The following is a 16964-nucleotide window of genomic DNA, read 5'->3' as shown; positions in this document are numbered from 1 at the left end:
GCGGTGCGCTCGTATCAGCCCTCGATCAATCGCTGCGCGCGACGAGTTTTTGGGCCTTCGCGTCGTAGACGTAATCGACGATGCTGCCAGAGATGATCAGCTCGATCGCCTGGTCTATTACGTCGAGCGGCACGACAAACCATTCCGACGGGTCGTACGCACGCCCCTTGTTGTCGGCCTGTGTGAGATCGAGGCGGACTGCGGCGAAAACCCGGTGCAGCAGGTTCTCTAGTGCCGACGCCTTCAGGTTGTAAGTGCGGTAGCTCGCAACGATGTCAACCGGCGCCATCAAGTACGTCGGTGACTTGTCGGCGTTCTTGGTTCGCTTCTCGACCGCGCCTCGGGTGAATCCGATCTTGTGGAGGTGCTGGAGTCCTGAAATTTGCGGATCATCGCTCTTAGATCGAAGCACATAAATGTATCCGCTGACCTCGTCGGCGTCGAGGATCTCGGGAAGCTCGGCTCGCACCAGGATGTGGCCGTCCTCGTCGCTGAGGCGGATCCCCAGCGACTGCCGGTACATCGACGACTCGGTGCCGTTCTCGAAGATCACCCTGAGTCGCTCGCGCTTGTTCTCGCGCACCGTCGTCTGCTTGTACTCCGTCTCGCCAACCTCGGCAACGAACAGAATGACGCCGTTCAGAACGAAGAACGCGCCCGGCACGATGTGCGACATGCCGGGGTAGGGGAGCATCCTGCTGACGCCGTCGCGCAACTCCTCGTGCTTCCGCTTGAAAAGTGGCTCGAACTGCTCGAAATCCTCGGCCTTCTCGCGACGCGCGACATCCTTGCTCTCGAAGACCTGCCGGCGCACCGGCAGGTCGGAGACGTCCATCAAGCCGGACTCATCGCCCAGCAGATCGAGTTCGTCCTCTCCGAGGAGTTCATCGATCGATGCCGGAGCCTCGGGCATCTCCAACAGACCGTAGTCGTCCAGCGGCTTGAGGGCCTCGATCTTCTCGTCGCTCACGAGGATCCCATCCAGTCGGGCGCCCAGCTTGCGCTCGGCGATCTCTCGTGTCATCGAGTTTGGGATCCGGCCTTGGGTGCGCCGGAATTCCACGATCTCCAGGAAGGCGCGCTGCAGCCGGTCAGCTGACGTGACCTTCTTCGGTGCCTCGGGATCGTCCAGCAGACCATCGACGTCGGAGTCGAGGATCTCGTCGATGCTCGAAGGGATCTCGCCCTCGAGATGGTCGTTGTCGTCAGCGTCGCTCAAGATTCGTCCACCATCTCAGTCGCGCGCTCTGCCGCCTCGCGCTCCTGCTTCTTCCGTTGAAGGAACAGGACCACCTCGGCGTAGCGCTTCTCGGTGGCGTCCTCGGACCTGATGTTCGGCTTGCGCCCGTTCACCTTCGCCCATTGCTGGATCTTCGGCCAAAGCGTGCGCGCCTCGTCTTCGGTGACTTCGACCCTCGTAGCGGTGATCGCGTCGGCGATTATCCGCAGCACCGATGTCGTGACGGACTTCGAGATCACCTCGAACGCTCGCTGGAACGGGTTGACCGAGTCGATTAGGTTGATATTGATGTCCTCGATGTTGACGAACTTCTCGGACATCTTCAGGAAGCGCTTGTCGCCGACGGTCTTCACCTCGCCGTTCTTGATTACAGAGTCGACGACGACCTGCTGCCGCAACTCCTCGACCTGCTCCTCATCCAGATCGGGGTACCGCTCCCGGATGATCTTCGGGATCAGCACCTTGTTCGCCATCTCCGGGTCTACCCCGCCGAACGCCGCCTTCGCGAAGGTGTCGTCCTGAAGAATCGTTGCCTTGAGATCGTTGAGGTCGGTCTCGACGATCTGTTTGACCCGCTCCGTCGAGGGCTCCTTGAAGCCTTTGATCTTGATGACGCCTGGGGGAACGGGCTCGTCGTCACCGGTGCGCTTGGTTCTGAATTCGAAGTTCTGCGCCAAGACTTGCTCCATCAGTAACGACGCAGTGATCGCCTTCAGCATGTTGTTGACGGAGACTTTCACTTCGCTCTGCGAAGCGTCAGGCTCAGCGATCAAGTTTGTGAACTGCGCGTGCTCCTTGCCGGGCGAGTCTCGCGTGACGCGGCCGATGATCTGGATGACCTCGGTGAGCGAAGCACGATAGCCGACGGTGAGGGCGTGTTCGGCGAATGGCCAGTCGAAGCCCTCTTTCGCCATGCCAAGGGCGATGATCACGTCCACGCCGTCGCGGTCCTTAGACGCGACTGAATTCAGGTAGTGCAGCGTGTCTGCCCGCTTCTTGAGGTCCGTGTCGTCGACGAGGTCGGCCACACGGAGAATCTCGCCGGTGTCTGCGCGACGGACCTCAATGATCCCGGTTTCCGGGTCCGTGGACTCGACGTGGCCGATCGAGTCGATGATGAAACCGACTTCTTCGATCTTGTCCTTGGTGGACTCCCCCGAGTTGACGTTCGGGATGTGGAGGATCGTCTTCTTATCGAGATCGAAGACCTCGCTGATCGCGTCGGTATAGCGGCCCTGGTAGAAGTGGTGGCCGATGCCGAGCGAGTGCAAGTGCTCATACCCGTTGAGCTGGTCGTAGTAGTTGAACGTCACAGGAGTGAACAGCGCCTCGTCCTCAGCCGACAGCACGGGCACCGAGTCGCCGCGGAAGTACGAACCCGTCATCGCAACGATGTGCACATCCGAGCCGTTCATCACGTCCCTGAGGAGCGCTCCGAGTCGGTTAGCCTCAACATCCGCGGAGACATGGTGGAACTCGTCGATCGCAAGCACCGTGCCGTTGAAGGCGTCGGGGGCGAGCTTCTCGAATGCGAACCGAAGCGTGGCGTGCGTGCACACGAGGATCGCGTCCGGCCCCTCGAGGAACTCGATAAACGCGCCGACCTTGCCCTGCGAAGATCCAGCGTCGCATAGGTTGTGCTCCGGCTTGATCTCCCAGTCGGCGAAGAAGCCATGATCGGTGAGCTTTGTCGAGGAGAACGATGCGCCGATCGAGCGTTCCGGGACGGCAACGATGACCTTCTTGCGGTCTTGGTTGTAGAGCTTGTCGAGGGCCACGAACATCAGCGCACGCGACTTGCCCGATGCGGGCGGTGCCTTCACGAGCATGTGCTGGGCGGCCCGCTTGGCGAAGACGCGCTCCTGCATCTCGCGCATACCCATCGAGTCGGTGTTCACGGACTCGCCGGTGCGGGCGTAAGTCACGTTGACGATGTTTACTGGCTTCTGGATTGCGTTCACTTCCGCACACCCCGCGTCTTCCTTGCCGGGATCCGGGCGGCCTCCGCAGCAGTCATGGCCTCGTGCATCGCGAACAGGTCGGACAGTCGCTGCTCGTCAGTCTCATAGCCGCGCTTTGAATAGATCGAGTCGACCAGGGCGTCGACGTGCGCGTGTGCGCGGCGAAGGTCATCCGGCATCAGGTCCGGGTCATAGAGCTGAGCGAGGGTCCTCTCGCAGTGGTACTCCCGCACGTCGAGTACCCGGAGCGCCGCGACGGCGAGCTGCTCCTTCACTTCGTCGCTTAACTGTGGCACGGGAAAGTTGTTGTAGACGATCGTGTTCGAGTACTGATACCGCATCTCCATACGACCTGACACGGAGTTCACCCAGGCCATGTGCATCCGCGACGTGAGGAGCGCGAATGTCCACGGCTCAGCGTCGTATACGGCGAATCCTTTATTGGAGATGACGACATCGGGGCCGAGGTAACCCATCGGGATGTAGTCGCGCCGCTCCGAGGAGATGCTCGGGACGATGATCGAGTTAGTCGGCTTGTAGCTGATCTGGACGAACCGATGGGGCTGCGCCGCGAAAGCCGCCGTACTGCTTGCCTTGCTCTTGGCCCGTTCCGCTGCAACCTTTTCCAGGCGAGCTTTGATTGCTGGGATCGCCTTGGCCACATCCGCCAGTTCGTCAGGAATCCACAGGCAATATCGCTCCCCATCGTTGATGAACTCCGAGGAGCCGATGTAGCGCTTAACAAATTGCTCGCTGCTCGGGTCAGATGCGATCATCTGTCGGCGCTCGTCGCGAGACAGAATGAGCCCGCCGCCATCACGCGGCATCGACCCGAAGACCATCTCTGGACGCGGCGCACCCAGAGGCTTCGCACGTCGCTGCATCACGACATCGGCGCCATCCGTTAGGTATCCGTTGATATTCGTGGCTGCGATCCGGAGGTCATCGGAATACACGTACTTCGGCGACGCGGAGGCATTGCGCAGGCTGATGACGGCGACAGTAACGCCCGCGTTGCGCTTGGCGTTGTTCTCCCACTTGAAGGACGTATAGGCGTACCCGATCTCGATCCCCTTGGCGAAGATCATCGGGAACATCAGTCCTACGTGCTCGCCCTGTGAAACCGAATTCGTCGTGACGAACGCTAGCTCGGCCCGTGTCCCCTCGATGTAGTCCGCACCTTTGACGAACCAGAGGGCGATGTAATCCAGGTTTCGATTGAAGGGCCGCTTTCCGAACACGAACGGGAAGTCAGCCTTCATCTCCGGTGTCTGGGCCTTCGCGCCCTTGTACGGTGGGTTCCCGATCAAGTAGATCTCGCTGCCATCGTTCGGGCAAACGGCGTTCCAGTCGAGGCGAGCAGCGTTGCCCGCCTGGATCTGGCCGGTCTCCTTGAGTGGGATGAGTGGGATTGAGAGGTTGAACTTCGCCTTGAACTCAGCGTTCATTTGGTGCTTCGCTATCCACAGCGAGAGGATCGCGACCTCGACGGCGAAGTCGTCGATCTCGATGCCGTAGAAGTTCTCGATGTTGATCTTGGACACCGCGTACAGCACCTGATAACGGGGATCGAGTTCGGCGAGCCGCTCGAGAATTGCGTGCTCCAGGCGCCGAAGCTCTTTGTAAGCAATGATGAGGAAGTTGCCCGAGCCGCAGGCGGGGTCGAAGACCCTGATCTCGCTGATCCGTGTCAATAGCGCTTCGAGCCTCTTAGCCGAGTCGTACCTAGCGTCGAGTTCCTCCTTGAGTCTGTCGAGGAACAGCGGCTCGATCGTCTTGAGGATGTTCGGTACCGAGGTGTAGTGCTGACCGAGGTCCGACCGCTTGCCGGGCGTGACGATCGCCTGAAACATCGACCCGAAGATGTCGGGGTTGATCTCGCGCCAGATGAGTGTGCCCGACTCGATCAGCAGGTCGCGGGCCTTCTTCGTGAACGCCGGCACAATGTGGTCGGTCTCCATCGTGAAGAGCCGGCCGTTCACATACGGGAACCCCGCGAGGTGCTTCGGCTTATCCTCCGGCTTCTCTGTGTCCAGCGCTGTGAATAGATCGAAGAGGAACTCGGCGACGTCCGATCCGTCGGACTGGGTGTGCGATCCAACGGCGTTCGTGAACTGACTCTCCTCGAAAATGCCGGTGTCCTCAGCAAAGAAGCAGAACAGCAGCCGCGTGAAGAAGATGTTGAGCGCGTGCCGGCCGTTCGGAAGCTCCAACAGACCCGGGTTGGCGGCGAGCAGTTCGTCGAAGAGCTTGCCCATGCGCTCGGCGGCTTTCACGTCAGCATGAGCTTCGGCAACGTACTGTGCCTTCTCCATGCCAGCCCAAGGCAGGAAGAATGTGAAGTGCTGGTCGATGTCCCGGATCGGGATCATCAGGTTCTCGCCGGTCTTGGTGTCGACGGCGAGCAGCTGGTCGTAGTCGGTGACGATCACGAACCGCGTGTTGTACCGGACCACTGTGGGGGAGCTCTTGAGCTCGTCGATCACGCCGAGTGGATCGTCCTTCGTTTCCTTGAAATAGACGACGTTCTTCTGCGCAACCTCGGTCGCCTTTTGGTCGGCGACGCTAAGCGAGCCCTTCCGCAGTCGCGTGACGTTCGCCTGTGGCTTCCCGTACGCGAGCAGCAAGTCGAAGATGAACCCACGGTCATACGATTCGCGGCCCCCGAGAGGAGCGACGCGCTCCTGGACGGCTTTCAGGTTCAGCCTCGCCATGGATGTTCTGCTTTCACGGTCGAGATCTCATCAGGGGCGTCGAACATCGAGCTCATCCGACTCTCCACAGCTCGTCGTCCGGGCGCCACGCACCACGAATGGCCGACTCGGCATTCTACGGGCGGAGGCGTGCACAACGCGATCCTATTGGGGCTTCACCTGCGCAAGTGGTCCGCCCCCGGTGGTGGAAGCCCTGCAACGGCATCGCGGGTGGCTCAACCGAGCAGCAGCCGAACGAAGGTTCTCGTTCCTTGCCGCGATTGCGGGGCGATGTCTTATGGACTGTGCGCGCACACCTTTGTTCCAGGCTTTGCTCGCTGAGCCGCCCGCATGGCGGTGGCTCACCGCACGACCGCCGTCGCGATGGCGGGCACCCCATGGATCCTGGCGTCGTGACGTCCGTATCACCGGTTCGATCACAGGCACGAAGCCGGGACCACTACCGCGCCTAGCCACCGGTCGCCGGCGCACCCGCCACGCAACCTCGTAACCGCCGCGCCGCCCTGTCAATCGTGGACGAGACTCAGAACCTTCTTGATGAATCCCTGCCGATCCCGCGTGGGCTCGGCAGCAAGCATCCGAATCTCGTCGACCAACTCTTGCCGCGTTCCCGCCGGCAAGTCCGTCATCGTCCCCGCGCACCACTCGAGGTCCTCGTCGAGCGTGTAGCCAGGCTCGTCGAGGTGCTTGTCGGGGTAGTAAGTGAACGCGACGATGGCGGCGTGGAAGATCACCGCCTCGGCATCCGATCGATCGAACATGCCGGCCTCCTTGGTCGTGTCGAGTGTCATAGTCCCATGCCTCCTCGCGACGGTTCAGGCCCGACATATGGAGCTGACGGATCGATCTGCGCGATACGCCGCCGAGGCTGGGTGCGGAGTCGGTCGTTGATCTCGCGCGCGATTGCATCCAGACGCGCGTTCTCGAGCTCCTTCGCCGATCGGGCAGCGGCGCGTGCGAGCTCAGCCTGGCGATCCGCAGATCGCTCGAATCGGTCGCGCATGGTGACGTCTCCCTTCTGGTGCGCACGGGCGCGAGCACGAAGACTCGACCGCGTGAAGCGTGCGAGCTGGCCGGGGTCCGTGCGGTACGCACTCTTGATGGCCTCAACCTGCTCTGGCGTGTAGGCGTGAGCGAAGAACGCGTCGGCGGCGTCGCGATTCGTCCTCCGTTCATCGGCGGTCACCCGGTGCACACGACGCGGGGGAAGGCCTGCCTCGATGCGTCGCTTCTCTCGCTCACGCCAGACACGCTGGCGCGCAAGCTCCTTGTCCTTGTTCGCGGCATACCGCTCCCGCCGCTTCGCCTTCACCTTCTCCGCGTTGTTCGCGTAGTAGCGCTCGGCGGCGACACGCTTCGTATCCGGGTTCTCGCGATGCTCCTCGCGATGCTTCGCGTTGTACTCGTCTCGGTGACGCTCGCGCCAGCGCTTGTTCCGCTCACGCTTGCTCTCGCGATACGCATCGGGATCCTTGGCGCGCTGCGCCGCCCGATACTGCCGCTGCGCCTCGAGATGGCGCTCTCGATTGTCGGCGTACCACTCCCGAGCCCGTGCACGCTTCTGCTCGCGACGCTCGGCCTCGGCCTTGAGTCGCGCATGGCGAGCGCGCTCGCTCTCTCGACCCTTCTCGCGGATCTCCTCCAGGCGCTCTGCTCGGTATGCCTTTCGATACTCGGCGATGCGTTTCGCGTTCTGCTCGCGCCACGCTCGCTTGTACTCGCGCACGTGCTCGGCATTGCGCTCCCGCCACGCGCGCGCGGTTTCGCGCTCAGGGTTGGCAGGCGGTCTCGCGACGCGCTCATGCGAGGCGCGTGGATCACCGGATGCCGGCAGCTCAGCGCGGGATTGGCGCGGCTTCTCGTCACTCATGGCCGAGCCGCCGCTTCAACGCGACGGGAAGTCGCGACCGCGCCACCCGCAAGCCGATCGATGCGGTCGGGCTGGAACCCCGACCAGTGGTTCTCAGGCTCGGCATCCACTACGACGACGGGTGCTTCGCTGTAGCCGAGGTCGTCGGTCACGAACTCGCGCGCGGCCCGGTTCGCGTCGTCGGTGAGGTCGATCTCGCGATACGGGACGCCGAGTTCTTCGAGACGGATGCGCGTGAGCCGACAGCGCTGGCAGCGGATGCCGGTCGTGTACACAGTCACCGAGGGCAGATGGCCAAACAGATTCATAGCTACGCCCCGGCGTGGCCAGGCGCAGCATCCAGCCACTCCTGCAGCTCGTCGAGTGGATAGACGACGACGCGGCCCAGCTTTCGGTAGGCCGGGCCGCGTCCTCGATAGCGCCACATCGCGAGCGTGTGCGGAGTGATGCCGGGGAGCCTCTCGCAGACCTGCTCGGGACTCAGGTAGGTGTGCTCGAGTTCGCGCTGCTGGGGTGTTGCCGCTCGTGTCATGACTCCTCCTGTATGCATATCGACACCCTGTATTTGCATAAGTAGAGCACTAAGAAGTACAGTTAGCAAGAGGTAATGCGAATCAATAGCGCGGTAGGACAAACTGAGGAGGTGAAGGTCGACGTGCGCACACCCGCAGGCAAGAAGATGACAGCGGCAGCTGCCACGCGCCCCGTGGGTACCGCGCTCCGCATTGCCCCCGAATTTGTCGCATCGGCGATAGACGACGAGTCCGGCATCGAGACGACGCTTCGCGCGAGCTACATCGCTGACGAGGGGCGCTACCTCGTCAGCGAGGTGAACAACCGCGCAACTCGAGCCGGCGTCGAGATCAACAACATCGCGTTGCGGCAGGTCGCCGTCCAGCAGATCCTGCAGGCCGCGACGCCCCACTGCATCACGATGACGCTTGATGACGAGGACGATCCGAGCTCGACGTGGATCCCGCTCTCGCAGCTCACAACCGCCGAGGGCAAGATCATTCCGCCGTGGATGGCGGAGCAGGTCACCCGCCGAGGATCGAGCGACGAGCGCATGGACGTGATCGAACTCCTCTACGGCGCCGCTGCACTGTCAGGGCAGCCCCCGGTGAAGGCGATCCAGCTCGAGCTCGGCGTACCGCACCGCACCGCATCGGACTGGGTCAAGCGCGCCCGTGCCGCCGGGCGCCTCGAGGGTATGAGCTACATCGTCGGCCGACAGGCGGATGGGTAGCATCCACGGGTATCAGACACCCAACGGAAAGCGGTACGTCGCTCGCTACCGGAAGCCCGACAACTCCCAAGCCGGCAAGCGTGGCTTCACGACCAAAAGAGCTGCGGAGCTGTGGCTCGCCTCCGTCGAGATCTCGAAGAGCCAGAACGACTACGTGGATCCGAGCGATGCCCGCATCACCGTGAACGAGCTCGCCGTCGACTGGCTGCAGGATCAGGCCGCGGTGCTGAAGCCGTCAGCCATGCATCCGCTCGAGTCTGCCTGGCGGATCCACGTGCAGCCGAAGTGGGGGCAGCGGGAGGTCGGCACATTGCGGCACAGCGAAGTGCGCGCATGGGTCACCGAGATGACGCGCGAACGCGGAGCCGTGACAGTCATCCGCGCGTACGGCGTCCTCGCGTCGCTCCTCGACATCGCCGTCCGCGACCGGCGCCTCCGCGAAAATCCGGCGCGCGGCGTCAAGCTGCCGAAGAAGAAGCCGAAGGCGCGAATGTACCTGAGCCACGCGCAGGTAAACGAGCTCGCAGAGCAATCTGCCCATCCGGCACTGGTGTACTTCCTCGCCTACACCGGACTTCGCTGGGGCGAGGTCACGGCCTTGCGCGTTCGGAACGTCGATCTCGCCCGACGTCGCGTGAACGTGCAGGAGAACGCCGTACTGGTCAACGGAACGCTGCATGTCGGCACGCCGAAGTCCCACGTGAGTCGCGCTGTCCCATATCCCGACTTCCTCGAGGACCTGATCCGCGGCCAACTCATCGGCAAGAGTCCAGACTCACTGCTGTTCGGCGACGGCGAGCGCTACATGCTGTTGCCGAACTCCCGCGACGGCTGGTTCGCCGCCGCGGTACGACGGGCCCAGAGGCTGGAACCCGAGTTCCCCAAGGTCTCACCGCACGATCTTCGCCACACGGCCGCGAGTCTCGCGATCAGCGCCGGCGCGAACGTGAAGGCAGTGCAACGGATGCTGGGCCACGCTTCCGCATCGATGACCCTTGACACCTATACCGATCTGTTCGATGACGACCTGAACCTCGTGGCGACTGCGCTGGGCAAGGCTCGCCAAGAAGTCGTCGGTGACGCCCGGGGCCAGCACTAAGCCGACCAGGTTGTGGAATCAGATGACGCCGCGCCCGACTATGGGGCGCTCAGCCGACCTTCGTCCACGTCCCGCACCCTGACGAGTCGAAATCCTGACCAGCTTCGAGCACCACAGTGACCTCCTCAGGCTCATTGCTGAAGCCGCTGTTGATCACATCCTCGTAGTTGGAGCCTGACCTGTAGAGGTACCAGGTACAGAAGCCGGGGTCGTCGGTTCGATAGACCCCCGCTTCGACCGTCTTCCCAACGATCTGGATCCCATCGCCAAACCTATTTCGCGCGACCATTGCTTCTACTTCGCTGATCGCGGCCTCGCGGGCCGACACGTCCGCTTCGCGCAGGGCGAGCGCCTCTTCGCGAGCATCAAGATCGCTGTTTCGACGCTCGACCTCCTCCTGCGGTATGAGCGCGGATTCAGCGCGAGACAGATCTGCCTCCAATTGCGCTGAATCTCCACCCGAGGACGCCGCCGCAATCGCGACGATCAACATGATCAACGCCAGCGAACTCGCCGCGACGGTGCCGATAATCCAGCCCACCCCATGGCCGCGCCCCTGGGGTCTCTGACCATCTCCCCTCTCAGGGGTCGGCGGCCCAGAAACGCCGGATGGTGGCGTACTTGATACCACCCAACTCTGACCATCCCAGTAGCGCAGTTCATTGTTCGCATGGGGCGCTGGATACCAACCTGGTGGCGACGAAGGCTGATCCATGGGCTCCCCGGTCGGTCGCGCTTGCGCACAACCGCGCCAGCGAGCCCAATGCTAGAGGGTCAGTCGACGGCTGCACATCACGGCCAAATCGTTCTGACACGGCCATGCCAGTTCGTGGTCTCAGTGGGAGTTCTCGGGGTTCCATTGCAGTTCCGGACGCGATTGTTCACACTTTGTTCACACCTGGCCGTTTCCGGGCAAAGCAAAACCCCCGCGATCCCAGTGTTTTCAAGGGAGCTGCGGGGGTTTTAAGTGGCGGTGACGGTGGGATTTGAACCCACGGTAGGGGGTTACCCTACACAACTTTTCGAGAGTTGCACCTTCGGCCGCTCGGACACGTCACCGCCGTAAAGCTTACGACACGCTCGCCCGTCCCGCGAATCCATCCACAATCACCCTCGCGCGCAGCGCGCCGCTCTGCCAGGATTCGCCCATGACACGGCGTCTCGGGCCGGCATCCGGCATCCTCATCCTCCTCGCGATGAGCCTGCTCGCCAGCGCGTGCAGCGCCCCCGCACCCAGCCCCGAGACCCCGGTCGCCGAGGTCACCGAGACCACGGCCCCTGAAGAAGCGTCCGACTGCCCCGGGCCCGCGGCAGACTCCCCCTCCGGCGCGGTCGACGACCCGTTCACGGTCGACCAGGAGATCGTCGTCGAGTGCTTCACGGTCGTCGTCGACAGTGTTGAGCGCGAGGCGACGGATGCCGTCGTGGCGGCCAATCCGGGTGCTGGTCCCGCCGAGGGGAACGTCTACATGACGGTCACCGTCACGATCGCGCGCACGGCCGGCGGGCCGGCCGATGCCGCCGATGTCGAGGTGATCCTCGCCGGGTCGATGTCGACGAGCGGCGAGCCCGACCCCGACCTCGTGATCGACCCGGGGCCGCCGACGGGAACACTCGACGAGGGGGCGAGCACCACGGGCACCTACGTCTACGAGATGTCGGGTGGAGCATCGACCTCGGTCGAGATCAGGGTCGGCACGATGGACGTCATCTCGGTTCTGCCGTACTGACCGGCCCCGGTGTCGCCGGGCGGGTCTAGCGTGAGCAAGGTGACCACCGCCTCGACGCCCGAGCGCATGACGACGCCCGAGCGGCTCATCCTGACGATCGCGGTTGCAGCCTCGTTCGTCGCTTTCCTCGACGGCACGATCGTGCACGTCGCGCTCCCCTCGATCAGCGCCGAGCTCGGCGGCGGACTGACGACACAGCAGTGGGTCGTCGACGCCTACCTCGTGACCCTGAGCGCCCTCATCCTCGTCGCGGGCTCGGTCAGCGACGCGTACGGGCGCGTCCTCGTTCTTCGGGTCGGGCTCATCGGATTCGGCATCGCATCGGTCGCGGTCGCGGCGGCTCCGACGGCCGAGTTCCTCATCGTGGCGCGCGCGGTCCAGGGCGCGGCGGGCGCGTTCCTCGTGCCGAGCTCGCTCGCCATCATCACCTCGACGTTCCGGGGAGCGGCGCAGGGGCGTGCGATCGGCGTCTGGACGGCAGGAACGACGACGGCGATGATCGCGGGACCGGTGATCGGCGGCATCCTCGTGGATCTCGCGTCGTGGCGCTTCGCCTTCCTCATCAACGTCGTGCCGATCGCTCTGGTGCTCTGGCTGCTCACGCGCGTCGACATCGCCGACACACGTCGCCCGGACGCGTCGATCGACTGGATCGGAGCCGCCCTGTGCACGGTCGGGCTCGGAGCGATGGTCTTCGCCCTCATCGAACAGCCACGGCTCGGTTGGTCCGCTCCCGCGATCTGGATCCCGCTCGTCGGCGGCGCCCTGATGTTCGCGGCGTTCCTCCTGCGTCAGCGCACGGTGGCGCACCCGATCCTGCCGCTGGATCTCTTCCGCGTGCGCAACTTCTCAGCCGGCAACCTGGCGACGCTGTTCATCTACGGCGCCCTCGCCCTCAACGGGTTCGTCGTGGTGGTCTACCTGCAGCAGAGCGCGGGATTCGCGGCCACTCTCGCGGGGCTCGCGAGCCTGCCGACCACGATCCTGCTCATCCTGCTGAGCTCGCGATTCGGTTCTCTCGCAGGCCGCTGGGGCCCCCGGCTGTTCATGACCGCCGGGCCGCTCGTGATGGCCGGCGGCACCCTCCTCCTGCTGACGGTCTCCGAGGACTTCACGTACTGGTGGCAGATGCTTCCCGCCATGATCGTGATGGGATTCGGGCTCGCCTTGACCGTCTCGCCCCTCACCACTGCGATCCTGGGCGCCATCGACAGCGCGCGCTCGGGCATCGCGTCCGCGGTCAACAACGCCGTCGCGCGCGTGGCCGGGCTGCTGACGATCGCGATGATCGGACTCATCGTCGGAGAGGCCCTCGACCTCAACGGCTTCCACCGCGCCGCGATCGTCACCGCGGCGCTGTTCGCGGCGGGCGGGATCGTGTCGTTCATCGGCATCCGCAACCCGCGCGGAGCGGTGGCCCCCGGCATCCGTCCCCTGCCAGACTGACCGCATGGCCGTCATCGAGAACTCGAAAGTCACCGTCGTCGGAGCCGGAAGCGTCGGCTCGAGCACCGCGTACGCCGCGCTCATCCGGGGGTCCGCCCGTCACGTCGCTCTGTACGACATCGCGACCGCGAAGGTCGAGGCAGAGGTCCTCGACCTCGCCCACGGCACGCAGTTCACGGGCTCGAGCGACATCACGGGTGGCAGCGATATCTCGGTCGTCGAGGGCTCGCACGTCGTGGTGATCACCGCCGGCGCGAAGCAGAACCCCGGGCAGACCCGCATCGAGCTGGCGGGCGTCAACGCCGGAATCATGAAGCGCATGATGCCGCAGCTGCTCGAGGTCGCCCCGAACGCCGTCTACGTCATCGTCACGAACCCGTGCGACGTGCTGACGGTGCTCGCGCAGGAAGACACCGGCCTCCCACCCGAGCGCATCTTCGCTTCGGGCACGGTGCTCGACACGTCGCGCCTGCGGTGGAAGCTCGCCGAGCGCGCCGGCGTTTCGACGTCGAGCGTGCACGCCTACATCGTCGGCGAGCACGGCGACACCGAGTTCCCGCTGTGGTCGAAGGCCACGATCGGCACCGTTCCGATTCTCGAGTGGGTCACGCCCGCGGGCGACCGCATGACGGTGGCCGAACTCGACCAGATCGCGATCGACGTGCGGGATGCCGCCTACAAAGTCATTCAGGGCAAGGGCGCGACGAACTACGCGATCGGCCTGTCGAGCGCGCGCATCATCGAGGCGATCCTGGGCGACGAGCACGCGGTCATGCCGGTGTCGCCAGTGCTGCGCGACTTCCACGGCGTCGACGGCGTAGCCCTCTCGGTCCCCTCGATCGTGAGCGCGGCGGGTGCGACCGCGATCCGCGAGACGCAGTTCGCTCCGAACGAGCTCGAGCTCTTCCACCGCTCCGCCGCGACACTGCAAGAGGTCGCCGACTCGTTGCGTTGACAGGCGACGGATGCCGCGGCATCCGCTTCTCGGATCACCCCCGCCGCGCCACCGGGGCGACGTCGGAACCCCCGCCTACGCTGAGGGAATGGCCACCCGCCGCACGACCGCGCCCTCTCCGTACCGCTGCACCGAGTGCGGCTGGACGACCCTCAAGTGGGTGGGGCGCTGCGGCGAGTGCCAGCAGTGGGGCACCGTCGTCGAGGCGGCCGAGCCCACCGGGCTCACGCGGCAGGTGGCCCCGGTCGCCCCGGGCGCGGGGCGCGCCGCGCAGCCCATCACCCGCATCGACACGCGCGATGCGCCGCGGCGCACGACCGGCGTCGGCGAGTTCGACCGCGTGCTCGGCGGCGGGCTCGTGCCAGGTGCGGCCATCCTGCTGTCGGGCGAGCCGGGCGTCGGCAAGTCCACCCTGCTGCTCGAAGTCGCAGCGCAGTCGGCGAAGGCCGGCCGCCGCGTGCTGTACGCGAGCGCCGAGGAGTCGACCGCGCAGGTGCGCCTGCGGGCCGAGCGCACCGGCGCGCTGCACGACGAGCTGTACCTCGCGGCAGAGACCGACCTCGCGACGATCCTCGGCCACGTCGATCAGGTCGAGCCCGAGCTGCTCATCGTCGACTCGGTGCAGACCGTGTCGTCCTCGATGTCGGAGGGCATGGCCGGTCACCCGTCGCAGGTGCGCGAGGTGGCGTCGACCCTCATCCGCGTCGCGAAGGATCGTGGGCTGCCCGTCATCATCGTCGGGCATGTCACGAAAGACGGATCGATCGCGGGCCCCCGCATCCTCGAGCACCTCGTCGACGTGGTGTGCCACTTCGAGGGCGACCGGCAGACGTCGCTGCGGTTCGTGCGCGCGCTCAAGAACCGCTTCGGGCCGACGGACGAGGTCGGATGCTTCGACATGACCGGCGCGGGCATCGCCGAGGTTCCCGATCCGAGCGCCCTCTTCCTGGGTCACGGGCCGACCGAGCCCGGCACGTGCGTCGCGATCGCACTCGAGGGGCGTCGCGCGATGCCGGTCGAGGTGCAGGCGCTCACGATTCAGACCAGCGCGCCGAACCCGCGGCGCATCGTCAACGGCGTCGACAGCGCGCGGGTCGCGATGGTTCTCGCGGTGCTCGAGAAGAAGGCCGGCGTCGTCACCTCGAATCTCGACGTGTACGTCTCGACCGTCGGCGGGGTGCGCTTCGTCGAGCCCGCGGCCGACCTCGCGATCGCGATCGCGGTCGCAGGGTCCGTGCGCAACCAGGCAGTGCCGCGCACGATCGCCGCGGTCGGCGAGCTCAGCCTCGCCGGTGAGGTTCGGCCGGTGACCCAAGCCGCGCAGCGGCGCACCGAAGCCGCACGCCTCGGCTACACCGACGTGATCGACAACCGCTCCGGCACCCTGAGCGGGGCGCTCGGCGACCTGCGCACGCGGATCAAGTCTCGTCCGGGCGACGACGTTCCCGATTTCTGAGCGTGCCGCGCAGCATCCGCTCACCCGACCGCTCGTTCGCGGGCACCCACATCCCGCCGAGCCGGCCTGTTCTCGCCGAGCCTTCGGACCCGAGTTGCGCCGAGCCGATAGGTCTGCGCCGAGCCGACATGTTTCGTGCGCACGGAACCTATCGGTTCGGCACGGAAGTATCGGCTCGGCGCAGGGCTGCCCTGCCCGGCTGGCGTCCAAATCCGTTCAGAACGGAGACACGACGAACACGTCGAGTCCGCCGCACGCCTCGGGCATATAGCCGCCGGCATCGGTCGTCGGGCTGAAGCCGCCGCCGAGGGCGATCGCGTCACCGTCGGCATACTCGCCATCACGCCACGTGAGCACACCCTGCTCCTCGTCCCAGGTCGCATCGCCCGCAGGGAACGTCGGCACGACGTCCCCCTCTGGCGGATACTCCACACGGATGCAGCCGCCGTCTGTGCGCAGCGTGCCCTCGAGCAGGGCGTCCATGCCGGCTTCGGGGCGCGGGTACACCGCGAGGGGGCCCGATGAGGGCACCCCTGCGCCCACCGTGCACGCCGTCAGGCCTGCGGCGAGCAGGCCCAGCGCCAGGCTTGCGTGCAGGCAGCGACGACGCCGTCCCCGTGGCCGATCACGCAGCATCCGCTCACCGCCCCCGTGGCCGGCGCCTGTCGTGCCGATCCCCCATCGCGAGAAGGATCGGAATCACGAGCCCGGCAGCGCAGACGAGCCCCACGAGGAGGTACTCCATCCCGCGAGCGTGCCAGCGCCGGCGCCATTCACCGACGGCCGCGTCGGAGTGTCGGCGAAGCCGTCGGCGCCCGCTCAGGCGTCGAGCGCCGCGATCAGGTCGGCGGGCGTCGCCTGCAGCGGATGGGGGCCGGCGATGTCGAAGAACACCGTCGTGATCTCGGCCTCGTGCGTGCCGAGGAACGCGCGCAGCCATGCCGGCGACTGCAGGGCGACGCCGGGCGGCAGCGTCGCGGGCTTGTTCGCCGCATCGCTGAAGAGCAGCAGCGCGACGTCGCCGCTCTTCGGATCGCGGTAGGTCCAGACCTCTCCGACGTCGAGTGGATCGTCGCGCTGACCGGGCCGCATGAGCGGCACGACGGTCGGCCCATGGCGCAGCGCGAACGCGACCGCCGCCATGTCCTGCGTCTGCAGCGCGTCGCCGAGCTGTGTGTTGCGGAACTCGAGCGGCTCCTTGCCCTTGCCTCTGCGCTTCTTGCCTGCCACCTCACCAGCGTAGACGC

The 16964-nt window shown here is 65.3% G+C and carries 16 protein-coding genes and 1 tRNA gene; 6 read left to right on the top strand and 11 right to left on the bottom strand.

Features of this window, described 5'->3' with window-relative positions:
• Positions 1 to 25: 25 nt before the first annotated feature.
• The 7 genes from FFS15_RS14720 to FFS15_RS14690 all read right to left on the bottom strand — a co-directional run bounded on the left by FFS15_RS14720 (position 26) and on the right by FFS15_RS14690 (position 8317).
• On the bottom strand, positions 26 to 1063 hold the full coding sequence (locus FFS15_RS14720) for a GIY-YIG nuclease family protein (RefSeq protein WP_249354092.1): 1038 nt from the start codon (positions 1061 to 1063) through the stop codon (positions 26 to 28).
• A gap of 152 nt (positions 1064 to 1215) precedes the next feature.
• A complete protein-coding gene (locus FFS15_RS14715; RefSeq protein WP_249354090.1) occupies positions 1216 to 3165 on the bottom strand; it encodes a DEAD/DEAH box helicase in 1950 nt (649 codons plus the stop codon).
• Positions 3166 to 3197: 32 nt separating this feature from the next.
• Positions 3198 to 5915 (bottom strand): DNA methyltransferase, encoded by a 2718-nt coding sequence (locus FFS15_RS14710; RefSeq protein WP_137845794.1) that lies wholly within the window; start codon positions 5913 to 5915, stop codon positions 3198 to 3200.
• Between the two features lie 506 nt (positions 5916 to 6421).
• Positions 6422 to 6706 (bottom strand): hypothetical protein, encoded by a 285-nt coding sequence (locus tag FFS15_RS14705; protein ID WP_137845793.1) that lies wholly within the window; start codon positions 6704 to 6706, stop codon positions 6422 to 6424.
• Positions 6703 to 7785 (bottom strand): hypothetical protein, encoded by a 1083-nt coding sequence (locus FFS15_RS14700; RefSeq protein ID WP_137845792.1) that lies wholly within the window; start codon positions 7783 to 7785, stop codon positions 6703 to 6705. Before FFS15_RS14700 ends, FFS15_RS14705 begins: the two co-directional genes overlap by 4 nt.
• Positions 7782 to 8066: a glutaredoxin family protein gene (locus tag FFS15_RS14695; protein ID WP_249354088.1), complete on the bottom strand. Its 285-nt coding sequence runs from the start codon at positions 8064 to 8066 to the stop codon at positions 7782 to 7784. Before FFS15_RS14695 ends, FFS15_RS14700 begins: the two co-directional genes overlap by 4 nt.
• A 29-nt stretch (positions 8067 to 8095) precedes the next feature.
• Positions 8096 to 8317, bottom strand: coding sequence for a helix-turn-helix domain-containing protein (locus FFS15_RS14690; RefSeq protein WP_137845791.1), 222 nt, complete (start codon positions 8315 to 8317; stop codon positions 8096 to 8098).
• Between the two features lie 111 nt (positions 8318 to 8428).
• Here FFS15_RS14690 and FFS15_RS14685 point away from each other — a divergent pair, with 111 nt between their 5' ends.
• Positions 8429 to 9031 carry a hypothetical protein gene (locus FFS15_RS14685; RefSeq protein WP_249354086.1) on the top strand — a complete coding sequence of 201 codons (603 nt, stop codon included), beginning with the start codon at positions 8429 to 8431 and terminating at the stop codon, positions 9029 to 9031.
• Entirely contained in the window at positions 9024 to 10130 is a 1107-nt protein-coding gene (locus tag FFS15_RS14680) for a site-specific integrase (protein WP_137845790.1), read from the top strand. Before FFS15_RS14685 ends, FFS15_RS14680 begins: the two co-directional genes overlap by 8 nt.
• Before the next feature lie 49 nt (positions 10131 to 10179).
• Here FFS15_RS14680 and FFS15_RS14675 read toward each other — a convergent pair whose 3' ends face one another.
• Together FFS15_RS14675 and FFS15_RS14670 are read right to left on the bottom strand one after the other, a co-directional pair.
• Entirely contained in the window at positions 10180 to 10671 is a 492-nt protein-coding gene (locus FFS15_RS14675; protein ID WP_249354084.1) for a hypothetical protein, read from the bottom strand.
• Positions 10672 to 11098: 427 nt separating this feature from the next.
• Positions 11099 to 11189: transfer RNA gene (locus FFS15_RS14670), tRNA-Ser, on the bottom strand.
• 89 nt (positions 11190 to 11278) lie between these two features.
• On the opposite strand from FFS15_RS14670, the gene FFS15_RS14665 reads away from it, so the two are divergent.
• From FFS15_RS14665 to radA, 4 genes are all read left to right on the top strand, one after another.
• Positions 11279 to 11860, top strand: coding sequence for a hypothetical protein (locus FFS15_RS14665; protein WP_137845788.1), 582 nt, complete (start codon positions 11279 to 11281; stop codon positions 11858 to 11860).
• 66 nt (positions 11861 to 11926) lie between these two features.
• Entirely contained in the window at positions 11927 to 13306 is a 1380-nt protein-coding gene (locus FFS15_RS14660) for an MFS transporter (RefSeq protein ID WP_137845835.1), read from the top strand.
• Between the two features lie 4 nt (positions 13307 to 13310).
• Positions 13311 to 14261, top strand: coding sequence for an L-lactate dehydrogenase (locus FFS15_RS14655; protein ID WP_137845787.1), 951 nt, complete (start codon positions 13311 to 13313; stop codon positions 14259 to 14261).
• Positions 14262 to 14349: 88 nt separating this feature from the next.
• Entirely contained in the window at positions 14350 to 15717 is a 1368-nt protein-coding gene (gene radA / locus FFS15_RS14650; RefSeq protein ID WP_137845786.1) for a DNA repair protein RadA, read from the top strand.
• A 216-nt stretch (positions 15718 to 15933) separates the two neighbouring features.
• On the opposite strand, the gene FFS15_RS14645 is transcribed toward radA, so the two are convergent.
• Both FFS15_RS14645 and FFS15_RS14635 read right to left on the bottom strand, forming a co-directional pair.
• Complete coding sequence (locus tag FFS15_RS14645) at positions 15934 to 16248, bottom strand: hypothetical protein (RefSeq protein WP_137845785.1); 315 nt, start codon at positions 16246 to 16248, stop codon at positions 15934 to 15936.
• A 288-nt stretch (positions 16249 to 16536) separates the two neighbouring features.
• Positions 16537 to 16947 (bottom strand): dehydrogenase, encoded by a 411-nt coding sequence (locus FFS15_RS14635; protein WP_137845783.1) that lies wholly within the window; start codon positions 16945 to 16947, stop codon positions 16537 to 16539.
• Positions 16948 to 16964 lie beyond the last annotated feature (17 nt).

The organism is Microbacterium sp. 2FI (assembly GCF_005502885.1).
Classification (GTDB): Bacteria; Actinomycetota; Actinomycetes; order Actinomycetales; family Microbacteriaceae; genus Microbacterium.
The sequence above is the reverse complement of the archived record's forward strand: the minus strand, read 5'-3'. Positions and strand labels throughout refer to the sequence as shown.

What these genes read in the sequence shown, in the direction of transcription:
- FFS15_RS14710 (WP_137845794.1), bottom strand. Translation starts at nt 5,915, where the DNA reads ATGGCGAGGCTGAACCTGAAAGCCGTCCAGGAGCGCGTCGCTCCTCTC.
- FFS15_RS14705 (WP_137845793.1), bottom strand. Translation starts at nt 6,706, where the DNA reads ATGACACTCGACACGACCAAGGAGGCCGGCATGTTCGATCGATCGGAT.
- FFS15_RS14700 (WP_137845792.1), bottom strand. Translation starts at nt 7,785, where the DNA reads ATGAGTGACGAGAAGCCGCGCCAATCCCGCGCTGAGCTGCCGGCATCC.
- FFS15_RS14690 (WP_137845791.1), bottom strand. Translation starts at nt 8,317, where the DNA reads ATGACACGAGCGGCAACACCCCAGCAGCGCGAACTCGAGCACACCTAC.
- FFS15_RS14680 (WP_137845790.1), top strand. Translation starts at nt 9,024, where the DNA reads ATGGGTAGCATCCACGGGTATCAGACACCCAACGGAAAGCGGTACGTC.
- FFS15_RS14665 (WP_137845788.1), top strand. Translation starts at nt 11,279, where the DNA reads ATGACACGGCGTCTCGGGCCGGCATCCGGCATCCTCATCCTCCTCGCG.
- FFS15_RS14660 (WP_137845835.1), top strand. Translation starts at nt 11,927, where the DNA reads ATGACGACGCCCGAGCGGCTCATCCTGACGATCGCGGTTGCAGCCTCG.
- FFS15_RS14655 (WP_137845787.1), top strand. Translation starts at nt 13,311, where the DNA reads ATGGCCGTCATCGAGAACTCGAAAGTCACCGTCGTCGGAGCCGGAAGC.
- radA (WP_137845786.1), top strand. Translation starts at nt 14,350, where the DNA reads ATGGCCACCCGCCGCACGACCGCGCCCTCTCCGTACCGCTGCACCGAG.